Below are 15,480 nucleotides of genomic sequence, written 5' to 3' on the forward strand. Positions count from 1 at the left end.
ACTTTAAAGGCAAAAACGGGAGGATAAAATGATCCAACGCAAGTTGACCGGATACCGGGCGGCGGTGGGTGCTATCGCGGCCATGGGCGCGATGGCCCTTGGCGGCGCGGCATCTGCCAAGGATCTCACGATGGGCACGACCAGCCCGACGTCGAGCCATTTCACCATTTCGGTTGCGATGAGCAAGGCGATCGAGACCGGCATGGAAGGCACCAATGTCAGCGTGATCGAAACCGGGGCCAGCGTGGACAATGTGCTGCGGCTGGCGCGCGACGAGATCGACCTTGGGCTTGCCACCACCGACATTCTGATCTCCGCCAGAAACGGGACCGGCAAGTTCGAAGGTAACGCAATCCCAGATACGGTTGCGCTTTATCCTTACAGCGCCTCGATCCTGCTGATCGCGGTCACCGAAGAGTCTGGTGTGACGACGCTGGACGAACTGGACGGAAAGAAGTTCAATCCCGGCATCCGCGGATCGGCGGCCGAGACGTTGACGACCGGTGTCCTGTCCATGTTCGATATCAACGCGGACCTGGTGCATGGCGCCGTTGGCGACGCGGTGGAAGGCATCAAGAACCGCCAAATCGTCGGTTACAGCAAATATGGGGCCGCAGACTCCGTCGATGCAAGTCTGCAGGAATTGATGACCAGCACCAAGATGCGCTTGATCGGCTTTACCGAAGAGCAGGAGAAAGCGGCGACAGGGGCTATGGAGGGCGTCGGTTTCACAACTCTTCCGGCAGAACTCATTCCCGGCTCCGAAGCAATGCGCGTTCCGAAGCTCAACGTTTTCTTTCTGACCCGCACCGGTGTCATGGATGACCAGACCGCCTACGACATCGCTCGCAGCATCCACCAGAACATGAGCCTGCTGACCGAAGCCTGGCCACAACTGGCGGACTATGACATTGCCGCCGATGCCGTCGCCACGATGGAGGCAGGAATTACCTATCATCCAGGTGCGGAACGTTACTGGAGAGAGGCGGCCGGAAGCTGACCGGAATCGCGGGCCGTCACGACGGCGGCCATAGGCTGATCCAGACGGGGTGCTGCGGGCACCCCGCCGTTACCGCTCTCGGAGAGAACATGACGCAGACATCGACCGCAATACCCAATTGGGAACGGCGCGGAGAGCAGGCGCTTGGCGTATTGTTCGCCGCATTCGTCGCGCTGCATTTCTATAATGCCCTCTTCGGACAGTTCGAACCGCTGGTTCAGCGACCGATTTTTGTCGGTTTTGGAATCGGCTGCGCGTTTTTTCTCTATGCGGCGCGGGCCTCGCGCACCGGTGCGCGAAGCGGGATTGAACGGGCTGTGGACATCATGCTGGGACTACTGGCGTTCGCGGTTTGCCTCTATGTAATCGTGAACCGGGATCGCTTGTCGGATATCATGGTGCGCTACGGGCCGCTCGACAAGGCGGCCGGTCTGTTGGCTGTTCTGCTGACTCTTGAAGCGGCGCGCCGGGTGATCGGCTGGTTCCTGCCGCTGCTGGCGCTTTGCACTGTGATCTATTTTTATTTCGGCCATGATCTGATCGAAGGGGCCTGGCGCCCACCGCGTGTGTCGGCCCGTACGGCGGTCGAGACTTTCTACAGCTCGACTACTGGCCTCTTTGGCTACCTTGCGGATATCGGGGCTCGGGTCATCGTGATCTATGTGCTTCTGGGGGCTCTGCTGTTGTCCACCGGGTCGACAGATTCCTTTATGAAAATGGCGACCTGGATCGCCGGGCGCTCTTATGGCGGTCCGGCAAAGGTCTGTGCCCTGTCATCGGCGATGTTCGGGACGGTGACCGGCTCGGCGGTGGCCAATGTCATGGCGACCGGGTCGATTACAATCCCCACGATGAAGCGACTGCGCTATCCGCCGGCCTTTGCCGGGGCGGTCGAGGCCGTTGCCTCCTCCGCCGGCCAGCTTACGCCGCCGGTGATGGGGGCAGCGGCCTTCATCATGGCTGAGTTCCTGAACATTCCCTATACCGACATTGTCGTTGCGGCGATCGGTCCGGCATTTCTCTACTACCTGGCGGTATGGCTCGGGGTGGATCTCTATGCGCGTCGCACAGGGTTGCAACCGACACCGAGGAGCGAAATGCCCGAACCGGCGGAATTCCTTGCGCCGGACAAGTCGATCCCGCTGTTCCTTCCCATCGCGGCGATGGTCTATTTCCTTTTCAACGGTTACACGCCAAGCTATGCAGGGGCGGGTGCGATCATCGTGCTGGTCGTGGCCTGTGGTCTGGTGCGTCCCTTCGCACGCGACGGAAAAAAGCAGGGTGTGCTGGCCTGTTGGGCCAAGCTGGCCCGCGACATCTATGAGGGGATGGTCGAAGCAGGGCGGGCGCTGGTGATGATCGCGGCGCTGCTTGCCTGCGCCGCCATCGTCGTCAAGGTTCTGACGGCGACGGGTGCCGGGGTCAAAGTCTCGAACCTGTTGTTCTCTGTGTCCGGTCAGGGGCTGATCTTGGCCCTGTTGCTGGCGGCGGTGCTGGCGATCTTGCTGGGTATGGACGTGCCGACGACGGCCTCCTATGTGCTGGCTGCGGCGATCGCCGCGCCGAGTCTCGTACGGCTTGGCCTGCCCGAACTGACGGCTCATCTTTTCGTCTTCTACTATGCGATCCTATCGGCCATCACGCCACCGGTTTGCGCCAGTGTCTATGCCGCCGCCGCCCTGGCAGGGGCCAATTTCTGGCGGGTGGCGGGTCGCGCGCTGATGTTGGCCGGAGCGATCTATGTGGTGCCGTTTCTCTTTGTGTTCCGGCCGGGCATACTGGCCCAGGGCGGCACGGTGCAAATCCTACTGGATATGGGCGTGGCCTGCGCCGCGGTTTTTGCCGTCAGCGTCGGCACAAGCGGCTGGTTTCGTGGAAAGGTGCCGGTCATCGGCCGGTTGCTGTTCCTGTCGGCTGCCGGCTTGCTGTTTTACGCCGCGCCTGCGGCCGACATCGTTGGTGGGCTGGCGCTGGCCGGGCTCTTGGCGTGGCGGTTTTTGCGCGGAGCACCGCAGCCCGGCCGCGCCGGGTGACCTCAAAAAAGCGAAGAGCCACCGCAGACAACCTCTGCGACGGCTCTTCCACATTCGGCCCCGAAGTGGCGGTGCCTCTGGCCTCAGGTCATTTTGAAGTAGGGAAAAGTCACTTCGTCGGTTGCCTTGACGAACGTCACTTCCACCTTGGCCCCGATATGAACCTTCTCGGGGTCGCCGGTCTGGATCCGGCTCATCATCCGGGGGCCTTCCTCCAGCTCAATCAATGCCACGACATATGGCACGTCATCAGCGAATGCCGGCCCAGCCGGACGGCGCGCGATGGTGAAGGTATGCACCTTGCCGCGTCCGCTCACGGTGTTGAAGCGCAAATTGTCGGAATGGCAATACGGGCAAATAGAGCGGGGATAGAAATGATGTTCGCCGCAATCGCCGCAAAGCGGGATGTCGAGGCGGCCCTCGCGCGCGGCCTCCCAATAGGGGGCGCTGTCATGGTCGATCACCGGAAGCGGTTTTTCAATGCTCATCGTCTTAGCCCTTCTGCAAAATCACGGTCGCACCAGAGGAAAGCGTACCCCCGGTACCATGCACCAGGGCGGTCTCGGCGCCCTTGACCTGGCGTTCGCCGCCTTCGCCGCGAAGCTGCCGGACGGCCTCGATCAGCAGGAACATTCCGAACATGCCCGGATGCAGCGCCGAGAGGCCGCCGCCGCTGGTGTTCATTGGGAACGCCCCGCCTGGTGCCGTGCGCTGGTCCGACACGAAATCGCCGCCCTCGCCGATCTTGCAGAAGCCAAGCGCTTCGAGCGTCAGCAGGACCGTGACGGTGAAACTGTCGTAGACCTCGACCACGTCGATGTCGGAATGGCTTACCCCGGCCATTTTCATCGCCGTTTCGCCGGCCTTCTGCGCGGGCAGCAGGCGGGCGAGGTCGGGCATCTCGCCGATGGCCCAATGGGTGTGCGCTTCGCCATAGCCCTTGACCGCGACGGGTTTGGTCTTGAGGTCCCTGGCGCGTTCGGCGGTGGTCATCACGATGGCGCCCGCGCCGTCGGTGACAAGGCAGCAATCGAGAAGATGCAGCGGTTCCGAGATCATCGTGCTGGACAGGACATCGTCGACGGTGAGCGGATCGCGCCGAGTCGCGGCGGGGTTCAGCTGTGCCCATTTCCGGGTGGCGACGGCAATTTCGGCCAGGTTTTCGGAGGTGGTGCCGTATTCGTGCATGTGACGCTGCGCGGCCATCGCATAGCCGCCCACAGGCGTGGGCATCCCAAAGGGTGTTTCATGTTGCATGGACAGGACCGAGGGCCGGCCCCCCAGGTTTCGGCTGCGCAGGGATTTCTGGTCGGAACTGTAGACGATCAGGGCAACCTCGCAATAGCCCTCGCGCAGCGCCATCGCGGCGTGGGCGACATGCGCTTCGAAGGCCGAGCCGCCGATATTGGTGCCATCGACATAGGTTGGCATTATATTGAGATATTCGCCCAGCGTTACCGTGGCGAGCTGTCCCGGCCCCGGCACGCCCCACATGCCGGCGGTCAAAAGACCGTCGACATCATCAAGCGTCAGGCCGGCTTCATCGACGGCGGCCTTCGCCACCAGGGCGGCATGGCCCAGAACCGAGGCCTTGGTGACGAATTTCCCGTCCTCGATTGGCGCGTCGGCAAGGCCGACGATCACCGGATCGCGTCCGTTCTTCATATGTTTTTTCCCTTTGTTGTGCGGTGGTGTCCCAAAGCGGTCCCGAGGTCAGTTCGGGCGCATGGTCTTGGCGATCAGCGTGCGCTGTATCTGCGAGGTTCCGCCACCGATGGTGCTTTGCATGCCTTCACGGAAATAGCGTTCCATGTCCGAGTCGGGCAGCATGGAATGCCCGCCGAGGATCTGCATGCCGTTACGGGTGACGGTTTGCAGGGTCTCGGAGGCAAAGAGTTTCGCCATCGACACTTCGCGCGTGCAGGGCGTCTTGGCCGCGGCCAGGCTGGCAGCGCGATAGACCAGAAGCCGCGCGGCGTCGACCTGGGTCTGCATGTCGGCCAGCATGTGGCGGATCACCTGAAAGTCGAAGATCGGCTTGTCGAATTGGATCCGTTCATGCGCGTAGCGCAGGGCATCGTCCACCGCTGTCTGGGCATTGCCGACATAGGCCGCGGCCACGGCGACACGTTCCAGTTCCAGATGGTCGGTGATGATCGACCAGCCTTCATTCTCGGTGCCCAGCAGCGCATCGGAAGGCAGTTTCACGTCGTCCACGAAAATCTCGGTGGTTCCTGTTGCGCGCCGCGCCAGGGTCGGCAGCTTGCGGATGTCCAGACCCTCGGTGTCGTTGGGGATCAGGAAGACCGACAGCCCCTTGTGCTTTGGCGCGTCGGGGTCGGTGCGGGTCAGCATGGCGAGGATCGCATTGTCGGCCTTTGCGCCCGAGCACCAGAGCTTTTGCCCCTTGACCACCCAGCCGTTGCCGTCGCGCCGCGCGCGGGTCTTGGTCGAAGCCGCGTCCGACCCGGCGCCGGGTTCGGAAATCGAGATCGAGAAGCGGATGTCGCCATCCAGGAACGGCTGGATGTACCGCTCTTTCTGTTCGGGCGTGCCGAATTTCTCGATATTCATTGCGGTGAAGGTGGCGACCATCAGGCCGGTGGAAAAGTCGAAGCCGTATTTTGCCAGCCCCTCGCACATCAGCGCATAATCCATGATGTCGCCGCCCAGCCCGCCGCTCTCTTCCGAGAACAGGATGCCGAGCCAGCCCTGCTTGGCCACCTTTTCGTAGGCCTCATAGGGGTATTCGCGTTCGAGATCGCATTTGCGGATATAGTCGCGGCCGATCTCCTCGTCGATGAAACGCTCGACGGTCGCGCGCCACATCTCCTGCTCGGGGGTCAGGAAGTTCATGCGCTCTCTCCTTGTGTGGTGTCGTGCGCGGCCCGGATTTTGGGCGGTTCTCCGGGGCGATCGAGACGGGTCTTTCGGATTAGCAGGCTGAACTCGCAGCGCATCACCGTTTCGTCCCGCTGGTTGATGCCTTCCAGCTTGCTGGTCACGACACCATGCTTTTCGTCATGATCCTTCAGATTGACGATTTCCGCGCGGGCCCAGAAGGTGTCGTTGATGAAGGTCGGTCGCAGAAAGCGCAGCTTGTCGCAGCCGTAGAAGGCAGCGAGCACGGAGCTGTCGAAGGGGATCATCGCGTTGACGATGGAAAACACGAGGCTGCCCTGAACAAGGCGCTGGCCGTATATCGCCTCCTTGGCATGCTCGATGTTGGAATGCAGTTCGAGCCAGTTCCCGGTGAGCATGCAGAAATTGACGACATCGGTTTCCGTCATCGTCCGCCCGCTCGAAACGCCGGTCTGGCCCAGTGACAACTCTCCAAAAGGGTGACGTATCACGTTAAATTCTCCTGTTCATTCGCCTTGGGTGCCAACACGATCAAGGCATCGGCAGCAGCCAATCCTTTCCCGTCCGCCCGAACCATCACAGGGTTGATTTCAATTTCCGAGATCAGATCGGCGTTTTCGGCGAAGAAAACAGATATGCGTGAAATCAGGTCTGCCAGGGCCCCCTTGTCGGCGGGTTCCGCGCCGCGCAGCCCCGCCAGCAACCTGGCACCCGGGCCCGAATCCACCATCGCCTCGGCGGTTTGCGGCCCTGCGGGTGCAAGCCGGATTTCGGCCGCGTCTATCAGTTCCACCAGAATTCCGCCGGGGCCGGCCAGAACGATCGGGCCAAAGGTGTCGTCGCGTTTGCAACCGATGATCCATTCGGCCACGGACCCTTCTTCCATTTCCTCGATCAGCGCCGTGCCGCCCACAAACCGTTCCGCCATTTCGGCGGCGGCCTGTTTCGCCTCTTGAGGCGAGAGACCCAGTCGGACGAGACCATGATCGGACTTATGCGGGTAGTCGTCGTGACACAACTTGGCGACACAGCGCCCCTCGGCGGGATCGCGTTTCGGCACCGGTATCCCGATCTGTTGCAGCAGGTCCTTCGAGTCGGCCTCGTGGACCACTTTACGCCCGGCGCGCTGCCAGTTTTCCAGTGTTTCCCTCGGGGTCATGCCACTTCTCCTGTCGTAGCCGCCAGCGCCGAAAGGCCCGAGGCCGCCCGCGCGGGCGAATCATAAACCGGGACAGCCCGTTCGCGCAGAGCCTCGCCCGAGGCATTGCTGCGCGCCGAGCCTGTCCAGACAATCAGGATCGGCTTGCCGGTGCTGTCGAACGCCTCGGCCAAAGCCTCGATGAACTGTTGATCCGGCACAAATGTGATAATTGCGATGGCGATATCCACGCCCGGATCGGCCGCTACGGCCTTCAGGCAACGGCCCACATAGGTGGGATTCGCCAGAACGACGCCGGTCAGATCGACCGGATTCGACACCGAGCCGTAGAACGGCACATAACGCGACAGCGCGGTTTGCGTCGCTTCGGCCAGGACCGGAACCTCGAAGCCGGCGCTTTCGGCCAGGTCGGTCATCTCGACGCCGAGCCCGCCGGTGACAGAGATGATTCCGACCCGGTTGCCGGCAGGCCGCCTGCCTGCGGCGAGGGCCGTGACGGCATCGACGGCAGCCACGGATTCCCGGGCGCGGATAACCCCGGTTTCGCGGAAGACCGCACTGATCACCCGGTCGTCTCCGGCCATCGCGCCGGTATGCGATTGGACAGCGCGCGATCCGGCGTGGCTTCGTCCGCCCTTGACCGCAACGACGTGCTTTCCGGCTCTTGTGAGTCGTTGGGCCGCCTCGGCAAAGCGGCGCCCGTCGCGCAGTTCCTCGACGTAGCACAGAACCACGCGGGTCTGCGGATCGTTGCCGAGATATTCGAGCAGATCCCCGGCGGTCAGATCCGTTTCGTTGCCGCTGGAGACGATGGCATTGATCCCCACGCCGCGTTCGCCCAGACGCAACGCCATAAGGCCGCCTAGCGCGCCGGACTGGGAAATCATGGCCACGGGGCCGGGCCTGAGACCGTTGAACATGGGGCTGAAGGTCAATTGCAGATCCGACGCTGGGCGCACCACGCCTTCGCAGTTCGGCCCGACCAGGCGAAAGGGCGCGTCCTGCATGATCCGGCGCAGCCGCATCTCGTTGTTGTGGCCGTCTTGCCCGGCTTCCGAAAAGCCGGAGGTCACCCCGACCACGACTTTCACATCGAGCCGGGTACAGGTTTCCAGCGCATCGAGAGCGACGCCGACAGGGGTTGCCAGAACGACCACGTCGATCGGGCCGTCGATCTCCTCTAGGCTGCGTGCTGCCGCAAGCCCCTCGATTTCGCCGCCCGAGGGGTTCACGGGAATGATCTTGCCGCGATAGCCGTTGCTCTTCAGCAGGGCCAGCACGGCCTGCCCGAGCTTGCCCTTGGTGCGGGACGCCCCGACGACCGCGATGGTGCGCGGATCGAACAGCCCGTCCAGAGCTTGGCCAACCGTGGGGCGGGGTGTCGTCATTCGATTCGTGTTTGGCTCAGCCATTTCTTTCTCCGTCAAGTGAAAATTTTATTGCCCGCTTCGATGATCTAACGGGCGTTCGATTGTTCTCGCAATGGATTTAGGTTCCGATGAGACTGAGGGCGCTGGACCCGGAGGTTGGGGCTTGACGACCGAGAAATGACAATCTGGGAGACTACCGAGTGAAATTAACAGACGGGCCGCTGAGCGATCTCAGGGTGATTGAAATGGGGCATGTGATTGCCGCGCCGATGTGCGGCGCTCTGCTCTCCGATTTCGGCGCCGATGTGATCAAGATCGAACGGCCGGGGCAGGGCGACATGCTGCGGGTTCTGAGCGCGCGCGCCAAGGATGGCGTCGGTGTGTGGTGGAAGACGCTGGCCCGAAACAAGCGACTGGTTGCGCTGGACTGGAAAACCGAAGACGGCCGCGAGGTTCTGCGCCGCTTGGTCGAAAACGCGCAGGTTCTTATCGAAAACTTCCGCCCCGGCGTGCTTGAAAGGGCGGGATTGGCGCCAGAGGTTCTGCATGGCTGGAATCCCGATCTGGTGATCGTGCGGATCTCGGGCTATGGCCAGACCGGGCCGCGTTCCTCGTGGCCGGGTTTCGGTCGGGCCGGCGAGGCCATGAGCGGACTGGCGCACATCACCGGCTTTGCCGACAACGCGCCGATGCACCCCGGCTTTCCCGCCGCGGATTCGACCACCGGCCTGATGGCGGCCTACGGCGCGATGATGGCGCTTCATGCGGTGCAGAACGGCAGTGCCAGGGGCCAGGTGGTGGACCTGGCCATCTTCGAGCCGCTGTTACGCCTGATCGACTATCATGTTCCGACGCGAACCGGCGCGGGGCTGCCGGTTGACCGAAACGGACTTCAGGCACCCAATTCCTACGCCCCGGCGGGGGTGTTTCGCGCCAGGGACGGGAAATGGGTCACAATCAGCGCAGGCAGTGCGGCGACCGGGCGGCGGCTTCTGGAAGCCGCGGGCGGAAAGGAATGGGCGGAACAGCCGCAATTCCAAAGCCTCGATGGCTTCGCGGAGCACATGGACGAGATTGTGGACCGTCTCGGCGCATTTGTGGCACAGCATGACGCGCAGAAGGCGATTGACATCTTCCAGGCCCACGATGCCGTGGCGGCGATGGTCTATGACGTCGATGACATCCTTGCCGATCCGCAGATCGCCGCGCGCGGCGACATCGTCGGGGTCGAGGGCGACGACACCAAGGTCGTCGGACCCGTGCCAAAGCTGGACAAGACGCCGGGACGGCTGCGCTGGCTCGGGCGCAGAGAACTGGGCGCCGACAGCCGCGCAGTGCTGGAAGAGCTCGGATACGACGCCGGGAAGATCGACAAGCTCACCGAAAACGGCACTGTAGCCGAACCGAAACGCTGAGAGCGGACTGCGAGATTTGAGGAGAACACCATGACCTATCAGATGACATCCGATCAGCAGGGAATCCGCGATGCCGTCCTGCGCATTTGCGAAGAGTTCGACGACGAGTTCTGGCTGAACCGGGATCGCGAAGGCGGCTTCCCGCACGAATTGCACCAGAATCTGGCCCGCGATGGCTGGCTGGGAATCGCCATCCCCGAAGCCTACGGCGGCGCCGGACTTGGCATTGTCGACGCTGCGATCATGATGCAGGCGATCGCAGAGTCCGGGGGCGGCAACAGCGCCGCCTCGGCGATCCATATGAACATCTTCGGCCTGAATCCGGTCGTCAAGTTCGGCACCGAGGACCAGAAGAAGACCTATCTTCCGCCACTGGTGGCCGGCGAGCAACGGGCCTGTTTCGGTGTCACCGAACCGACGACCGGCCTCGACACGACCAAGCTGAAAACCCGCGCCGTGCGTCAGGGCGACCGCTATGTCGTGCATGGGCAGAAGGTCTGGATTTCGACCGCCCAGGTGGCCGACAAGATCCTGCTTCTGGCGCGCACCACCCCGCTTGAAGAGGTCAAAAAACCGACCGAAGGCCTGAGCCTGTTCTACACCGATCTTGATCGGACGTTCGTCACGGTGCGCGAGATCGAGAAGATGGGTCGCAAGTGCGTCGATTCAAACGAGCTGTTCATCGACGGGCTGCCGATCCCGGCCGAAGATCTGATCGGCGAGGAAGGTCAGGGCTTTCGCCAGATCCTGCACGGGCTGAATCCCGAAAGGGTGCTTATCGCCGCCGAAGCGGTGGGCATCGGGCGCAACGCGCTTCGGCGTGCGGCGGATTACGCCAATGAGCGTGTCGTCTTTGGCAGGCCGATCGGACAGAACCAGGGTGTGCAGCACCCGCTGGCCGCCTGCTGGGCCGAGCTGGAAGCCGCCAACCTCATGGCGATGAACGCCGGCGCGCTTTACGATGCCGGCAAGCCCTGCGGAAACGAAGCCAACGCAGGCAAATACCTAGCCGGCGAAGCGGCGGTGAAGGCGACGCAGACCGCGCAGCTTACCTTCGGCGGTTTCGGCTATGCCAAGGAATACCATGTCGAGCGGCTTGTGCGGGAAGCCATCCTGTTCCGCATCGCGCCGGTCACCCCGCAACTGGTGCTGTCGTTCATCGCGGAACATGCGCTCGGCCTGCCGAAGTCCTACTAGTTTAGAATATCAAAGGAAGACCCATGCGAATTGACGGAATGGATGCCATTTTCGCTCCTCGTTCTGTTGCCGTGATCGGCGCGTCGAGTGACCCCAAGCGCATCGGCGGACGGCCGGTGGATTTTCTCATACGTCACGGGTTCGACGGCCCGATCCTGCCGATAAATCCTAAGTCGCACGAGGTGCAGGGTTTGACGGCCTATCCGTCGATCTCCGAGGCCCCGACGACCCCGGATCTGGCGGTGATCGCGCTGCCCGCGCCGCTGGCGGTTCAAGCGGTCGAGCAATGCGCGGCCCGCGGCGTGCGGGGGGCGGTGATCTTCAGCTCGGGGTTTTCCGAGGTTGATTCCGAAGGCGCCGCGCTTCAGGCGCGTATGGTGGATATCGCGCGCGAAGGGGGGATGCGGCTTGTCGGGCCGAACTGCCTTGGCATCGCCAATGTGCGCCACAATCTTTACGCCACCTTCACACCGGGGGTCGAAAAGCACCTGCCCAAGCCCGGCGGCGTGTCGATCGTCAGCCAGAGCGGCGCCTTCGGGTCGTATTGCATGACGCTGGTCAGGATGCGCGGACTGGGTGTGAACCTCTGGGCGACGACGGGCAATTCCTGCGACGTCGATTTCGCCGATGCGGTGGCCTATTGCGCGCAGGATGACGAAACCCGGGTAATCATGGGATACCTCGAAGGCGCGACCGACCGCGACAGGCTGGTCGAGGCCCTTGAACTGGCGCGCGCACGGGAAAAGCCGGTGGTCATGATGAAGGTCGGCCGCAGCGCGGTCGGTGCCGAGGCCGCGCAATCGCATACCGCCTCGCTGGCGGGGTCCGACGCGGTCTATGACGCGGCCTTTCGGCAATACGGCGTCTACCGGGCGCAATCGGTCGACGAAATGTTCGATGTGACCTATGCCTGCGCCGAATCCGGTTCGATGATGCAGGGCGACCGGCTGGGTCTTGTGACGGTGTCCGGCGGCGTTGGGGTGCTGATGGCCGACGAGGCCGAGAAACTGAAACTGGACGTGCCCGCGCTTCCCGATCACGCGCAGAAAAAACTGAAAGAGGTGCTGCCTTTCGCAGGTGTCCGAAACCCGGTCGATGTGACGGCGCAGTTGGTCAACCAGATCGACCTGCTGGAAACCAACATGGATGTGTTGTTTGGCGACGGCGAAATCGACGGAGCCATCATCTTCATGTCCACGGTCGGCCTTGTCGCCGACCTGAACGAAGCCATCCGGACCGGGCTGGAGCGCATCCGCGAGAAGTTTCCCGGCCGGCCGATGCTGTTCTGTTCGCTGACCGAACCCGAGGGTCGTGCTGCATATGAAAAGTCGGGGTTCATCGTGTTCGAGGAACCGACCCGCGCGGTCCGTGCGATGGCCGCATTGCGCTATTTCGCCAGGTCCTTCGCGCGGGCCGGCGAACATGACCCGATACCCGAACTGTCCGACCTGTCGCCGTTGCCGGACGGCATGGTGAACGAGATCGAGGCCAAGGCGCTGCTTGCCGAGGCCGGCATCGGGATCGTGCGCGAAACCCTGGCCAGGACTCCGGAGGCGGCAGCCGAGGCGGCGCAGGAGATGGGCTTTCCGATCGTGTTGAAGATCGCCTCGCCCGACATTCTGCATAAATCCGATATCGGTGGCGTGGCGCTGAACCTGCGCTCGGTCGAAGAGGTCCGATCTGCCGGTGCGCGCATTCTGGAACTGGCGTCCGAGAAAGCGCCCGATGCGCGAGTCGACGGTCTGGTCGTGGCGGAACAGGCAGCACCTGGGCTGGAGGCCATACTGGGTGTGACCCAGGATCCGGCGTTCGGCCCGGTGGTCATGTTCGGTCTGGGCGGCGTGCTGGTCGAGGCGCTGGGAGACGTGTCCTTCCGGGTTGCTCCTTTCGGTCCCGCCGAAGCGCGCCGCATGATCGACGAAATTCACGGTCGAAAACTGCTGGACGCATTCCGGGGGGCGCCCGAACGCGACATCGGCGCGCTCGCCGACGCCGTTGCGCGCCTGTCGGCCTTTGTCGCCTATCACGGGGCAGCGCTTGAGACCATTGATGTGAACCCGTTGATCGTCGGGCCCAGTGGCCAGGGCGCCGTGGCCGCTGATGGCGTAATCATCCCCACAAAGCGAGGCGGCGACTGACAAACGAGCCCGACATCTTCCCGATCCCCTGACAGCTGCGGCGAGCCTTCTGCGATTTTCTAACAGTTGACAGAAACCACATACGCGGCCATTTTGATTTCGGAATACTGTTCATATAATAGTATGCTGAGAGGGGATCATGAAAGACGCGCATCAGACGCTGGCGAAGACCGGCGGGCACCACATCGTGAAATCAGTCGCCCGCACCTGTGAAACGTTGGTGTATTTCGACGAGGTGCGACGGCCGCTATCGGTCGTGGAAGTATCCAAGAAACTGGGGTATCCGCAATCGAGTACCTCGGCGCTCTTGAAGAGCATGGTCAGCCTCGGCTTCCTGACACACGATGCCCGAAACAAGAACTACTTCCCCACGGAACGCGTCCCTCTTCTGGGCTCATGGATGAACCCGGATCTGTTCGGCGAAGGCATCATCCAGCGGTTGCTCAAGGCGATCGCGCAACGGACGCAACATGTCGTTGTCCTGGGAACAAAGAACGGTGACGAAGCCGAGTATGTCCAAGTAATCCGTCTGAAGAAGTCGCCGATCCACCACATTTCACTCGGAACGCGACGTCCGCTGGGGACTTCGGGGGTGGGGCGGGTTCTGATGAGCCGCTTCAGCGATGAAGAAGTGTGCCGCCTGTTACGAAAGATCAATGCTTATCGTGCGCCCGACAAACCGGCGGTGGACGTGAAGGCCTTCGTCGCCTCGTTGGCCGAGACCCGTGCCAAGGGGTACTATCTTTCCACCGATCAAGTCGTCAAAGGCGCCGGATTGATCTCCATGCCTTTTCCCAGCCACCAGAGTTCCCGCCTTTTTGCCGTCGGGGTTGGTGCCCCAACGGATGTCATCCAGCGATCCGAGAACGAGATTGTTAGGATCATGCGTGAAGAAATTGTTCGGCATCTGGGAAAGAAAGGTCATGATCCTAGAGTCTGTTGAACATCGGGATCCCCACCCGTCGTGATTTTTGTGCCCCCCCTGGCAAAAGAGTAGGTTCTGACCCTGGTCAGAATCGGTAACCCACTGGCGCTGGCTTTTTGCAAAGTCAGGGTAAATTGACGGCAGCGGGTTGCAGTGGTCCCATGAGGCAGGCACCGGCCTTTTCGCGCGAGCGCGTCGTCTTGGGTCGTCCGATCAGTCAGAACCAGTCTATCCAGCATCCGCTCGCTTCGGTGTGGATGCGTCTTCAGTTCCGCCGCGCTTTACGTTCAGAACAGGCTCCGCGGGCTCCAGGCCAATACCGCGCGCACCCTCGCAGGATCGGCAGCCTACGAAGCGGCGTTCCGGGCGGTGCGCACCCATGGCGGCTTTGGCTTCGCGCAGGAATACCACGTCGAGCGCTACTTTCGCGAAAGCGTGCTGAACTTCATCGCGCCGGTCAGTGAGGAATTGATCCTCTCCTACGTGGCCGAGAAGGCACTGGGGATGCCCAAGTCCTACTGACCCTTCGCCCGTATCGCGATTCCGCCGGGTCGTGCCCACCCTCGACGCTGACGACCGTCGAGGGTGGGGCGGCCAAGGCCCTTTTTCAGAACGCGTTCAACCCGGTCAGGTTTCGCCCGATCACCAGCTTCTGAATTTCGGTGGTGCCATCCGGGATCGGCATGACCTTCGTATTGCGGAAGTGCCGTTCAACGGGGAACTCCTTGGTGATGCCGTTGCCGCCGTGGATTTGCACCGCTTTGCCGGCGATTTCGACGGCCATCTCGGTCGCATACCATTTTGCCATCGAGGTCTGGGTGTCGCAGCGCACGCCCAGATCCAAGAGTTGCAGCCCGCGTTGGCACAAAAGCCGCCCGGCATCGAGATGTGTGGCCATGTCGGCCAGATAGCCCTGGATCAACTGGTGCCCGCCAATCGGTTTGCCATGCTGCTCGCGTTCCTGCGCATATTTGACCGCACATTCCAGCGCTGCCTGGGCGATGCCGATGCTGGTCAGGCCAACAAACACACGCGCGCTTTCAAACAGCTTCAAGGTCTGGAACAGACCGCCGCCGGAATTGCCCAGAACGTGGGCCTCCGTGGTTTCGGCCTGATCAAAGAACAATTCGCAGGTCGATGCACCGACAAGTCCCATCTTGCGCAATTCGCGGCTCTCGTAGTTGCCGGTGTCGCGGTCGACGATGACCATGGAAATACCGTCGTCCAGATTGCAGACAACGATGGCGAAATCCGACTGGGCCCCATTGGAAATCCAGAGTTTCTGGCCAGTGACGAAAATCTTATCGCCCTCTCGGTCCGCACGTGTCTTGACCTCGCGTACGTTCGAACCGACTGTCCGGGATCAGCGCCCATGGGACAG

The 15,480-nt window shown here is 62.3% G+C and carries 14 protein-coding genes and 1 pseudogene; 7 read left to right on the forward strand and 8 right to left on the reverse strand.

Going from position 1 to position 15,480, the window contains the following annotated elements; genetic code table 11:
• Window positions 1-28: 28 nt before the first annotated feature.
• Window positions 29-1,000, forward strand: a complete 972-nt coding sequence (locus XM53_RS21175) for a TAXI family TRAP transporter solute-binding subunit (protein WP_057796796.1) — start codon at window positions 29-31, stop codon at window positions 998-1,000.
• A gap of 89 nt (window positions 1,001-1,089) precedes the next feature.
• Complete coding sequence (locus XM53_RS21180; RefSeq protein WP_236544597.1) at window positions 1,090-3,033, forward strand: TRAP transporter permease; 1,944 nt, start codon at window positions 1,090-1,092, stop codon at window positions 3,031-3,033.
• 83 nt (window positions 3,034-3,116) lie between these two features.
• Here XM53_RS21180 and XM53_RS21185 read toward each other — a convergent pair whose 3' ends face one another.
• Genes XM53_RS21185 through XM53_RS21210 form a run of 6 tightly spaced genes read right to left on the reverse strand, consistent with a single transcriptional unit; the run spans window position 3,117 to window position 8,442 of the window.
• Window positions 3,117-3,497: a Zn-ribbon domain-containing OB-fold protein gene (locus XM53_RS21185; protein WP_236544598.1), complete on the reverse strand. Its 381-nt coding sequence runs from the start codon at window positions 3,495-3,497 to the stop codon at window positions 3,117-3,119.
• Window positions 3,498-3,525: 28 nt separating this feature from the next.
• Window positions 3,526-4,698 carry an acetyl-CoA acetyltransferase gene (locus XM53_RS21190; RefSeq protein ID WP_057796799.1) on the reverse strand — a complete coding sequence of 391 codons (1,173 nt, stop codon included), beginning with the start codon at window positions 4,696-4,698 and terminating at the stop codon, window positions 3,526-3,528.
• Window positions 4,699-4,746: 48 nt separating this feature from the next.
• Window positions 4,747-5,889: an acyl-CoA dehydrogenase family protein gene (locus XM53_RS21195; RefSeq protein WP_057796800.1), complete on the reverse strand. Its 1,143-nt coding sequence runs from the start codon at window positions 5,887-5,889 to the stop codon at window positions 4,747-4,749.
• Window positions 5,886-6,323, reverse strand: coding sequence for a MaoC/PaaZ C-terminal domain-containing protein (locus XM53_RS21200; RefSeq protein WP_057796810.1), 438 nt, complete (start codon window positions 6,321-6,323; stop codon window positions 5,886-5,888). Before XM53_RS21200 ends, XM53_RS21195 begins: the two co-directional genes overlap by 4 nt.
• A gap of 59 nt (window positions 6,324-6,382) precedes the next feature.
• On the reverse strand, window positions 6,383-7,054 hold the full coding sequence (locus tag XM53_RS21205) for an acetate--CoA ligase family protein (protein WP_057796801.1): 672 nt from the start codon (window positions 7,052-7,054) through the stop codon (window positions 6,383-6,385).
• Entirely contained in the window at window positions 7,051-8,442 is a 1,392-nt protein-coding gene (locus tag XM53_RS21210) for an acetate--CoA ligase family protein (RefSeq protein ID WP_057796802.1), read from the reverse strand. Before XM53_RS21210 ends, XM53_RS21205 begins: the two co-directional genes overlap by 4 nt.
• Window positions 8,443-8,624: 182 nt before the next feature.
• Between XM53_RS21210 and XM53_RS21215 the strand changes: the two genes are divergently transcribed.
• From XM53_RS21215 to XM53_RS22825, 5 genes are all read left to right on the forward strand, one after another.
• Window positions 8,625-9,839, forward strand: a complete 1,215-nt coding sequence (locus XM53_RS21215) for a CaiB/BaiF CoA transferase family protein (protein WP_082631166.1) — start codon at window positions 8,625-8,627, stop codon at window positions 9,837-9,839.
• Window positions 9,840-9,869: 30 nt separating this feature from the next.
• Window positions 9,870-11,036 (forward strand): acyl-CoA dehydrogenase family protein, encoded by a 1,167-nt coding sequence (locus tag XM53_RS21220; protein WP_057796804.1) that lies wholly within the window; start codon window positions 9,870-9,872, stop codon window positions 11,034-11,036.
• A gap of 23 nt (window positions 11,037-11,059) precedes the next feature.
• Window positions 11,060-13,174 carry an acetate--CoA ligase family protein gene (locus XM53_RS21225; protein ID WP_236544599.1) on the forward strand — a complete coding sequence of 705 codons (2,115 nt, stop codon included), beginning with the start codon at window positions 11,060-11,062 and terminating at the stop codon, window positions 13,172-13,174.
• Between the two features lie 139 nt (window positions 13,175-13,313).
• Window positions 13,314-14,117, forward strand: coding sequence for an IclR family transcriptional regulator (locus XM53_RS21230; protein ID WP_057796806.1), 804 nt, complete (start codon window positions 13,314-13,316; stop codon window positions 14,115-14,117).
• Window positions 14,118-14,336: 219 nt separating this feature from the next.
• A complete protein-coding gene (locus tag XM53_RS22825; protein ID WP_082631167.1) occupies window positions 14,337-14,621 on the forward strand; it encodes an acyl-CoA dehydrogenase family protein in 285 nt (94 codons plus the stop codon).
• A gap of 85 nt (window positions 14,622-14,706) precedes the next feature.
• On the opposite strand, the gene XM53_RS21235 is transcribed toward XM53_RS22825, so the two are convergent.
• Window positions 14,707-15,225, reverse strand: a complete 519-nt coding sequence (locus tag XM53_RS21235) for an acyl-CoA dehydrogenase family protein (protein WP_268873935.1) — start codon at window positions 15,223-15,225, stop codon at window positions 14,707-14,709.
• Window positions 15,223-15,444 (reverse strand): annotated as a pseudogene (locus XM53_RS23975) (acyl-CoA dehydrogenase family protein); the annotation flags it as partial. The gene XM53_RS21235 and the pseudogene XM53_RS23975, both read right to left, overlap by 3 nt.
• Between the last annotated feature and the right edge of the window lie 36 nt (window positions 15,445-15,480).

It is taken from the genome of Roseovarius atlanticus (genome assembly GCF_001441615.1).
Classification (GTDB): Bacteria; Pseudomonadota; Alphaproteobacteria; order Rhodobacterales; family Rhodobacteraceae; genus Roseovarius; species Roseovarius atlanticus.

What these genes read in the sequence shown, in the direction of transcription:
- XM53_RS21175 (WP_057796796.1), top strand. Translation starts at nt 29, where the DNA reads ATGATCCAACGCAAGTTGACCGGATACCGGGCGGCGGTGGGTGCTATC.
- XM53_RS21180 (WP_236544597.1), top strand. Translation starts at nt 1,090, where the DNA reads ATGACGCAGACATCGACCGCAATACCCAATTGGGAACGGCGCGGAGAG.
- XM53_RS21190 (WP_057796799.1), bottom strand. Translation starts at nt 4,698, where the DNA reads ATGAAGAACGGACGCGATCCGGTGATCGTCGGCCTTGCCGACGCGCCA.
- XM53_RS21195 (WP_057796800.1), bottom strand. Translation starts at nt 5,889, where the DNA reads ATGAACTTCCTGACCCCCGAGCAGGAGATGTGGCGCGCGACCGTCGAG.
- XM53_RS21200 (WP_057796810.1), bottom strand. Translation starts at nt 6,323, where the DNA reads ATGACGGAAACCGATGTCGTCAATTTCTGCATGCTCACCGGGAACTGG.
- XM53_RS21205 (WP_057796801.1), bottom strand. Translation starts at nt 7,054, where the DNA reads ATGACCCCGAGGGAAACACTGGAAAACTGGCAGCGCGCCGGGCGTAAA.
- XM53_RS21210 (WP_057796802.1), bottom strand. Translation starts at nt 8,442, where the DNA reads ATGACGACACCCCGCCCCACGGTTGGCCAAGCTCTGGACGGGCTGTTC.
- XM53_RS21220 (WP_057796804.1), top strand. Translation starts at nt 9,870, where the DNA reads ATGACCTATCAGATGACATCCGATCAGCAGGGAATCCGCGATGCCGTC.
- XM53_RS21225 (WP_236544599.1), top strand. Translation starts at nt 11,060, where the DNA reads ATGCGAATTGACGGAATGGATGCCATTTTCGCTCCTCGTTCTGTTGCC.
- XM53_RS21230 (WP_057796806.1), top strand. Translation starts at nt 13,314, where the DNA reads ATGAAAGACGCGCATCAGACGCTGGCGAAGACCGGCGGGCACCACATC.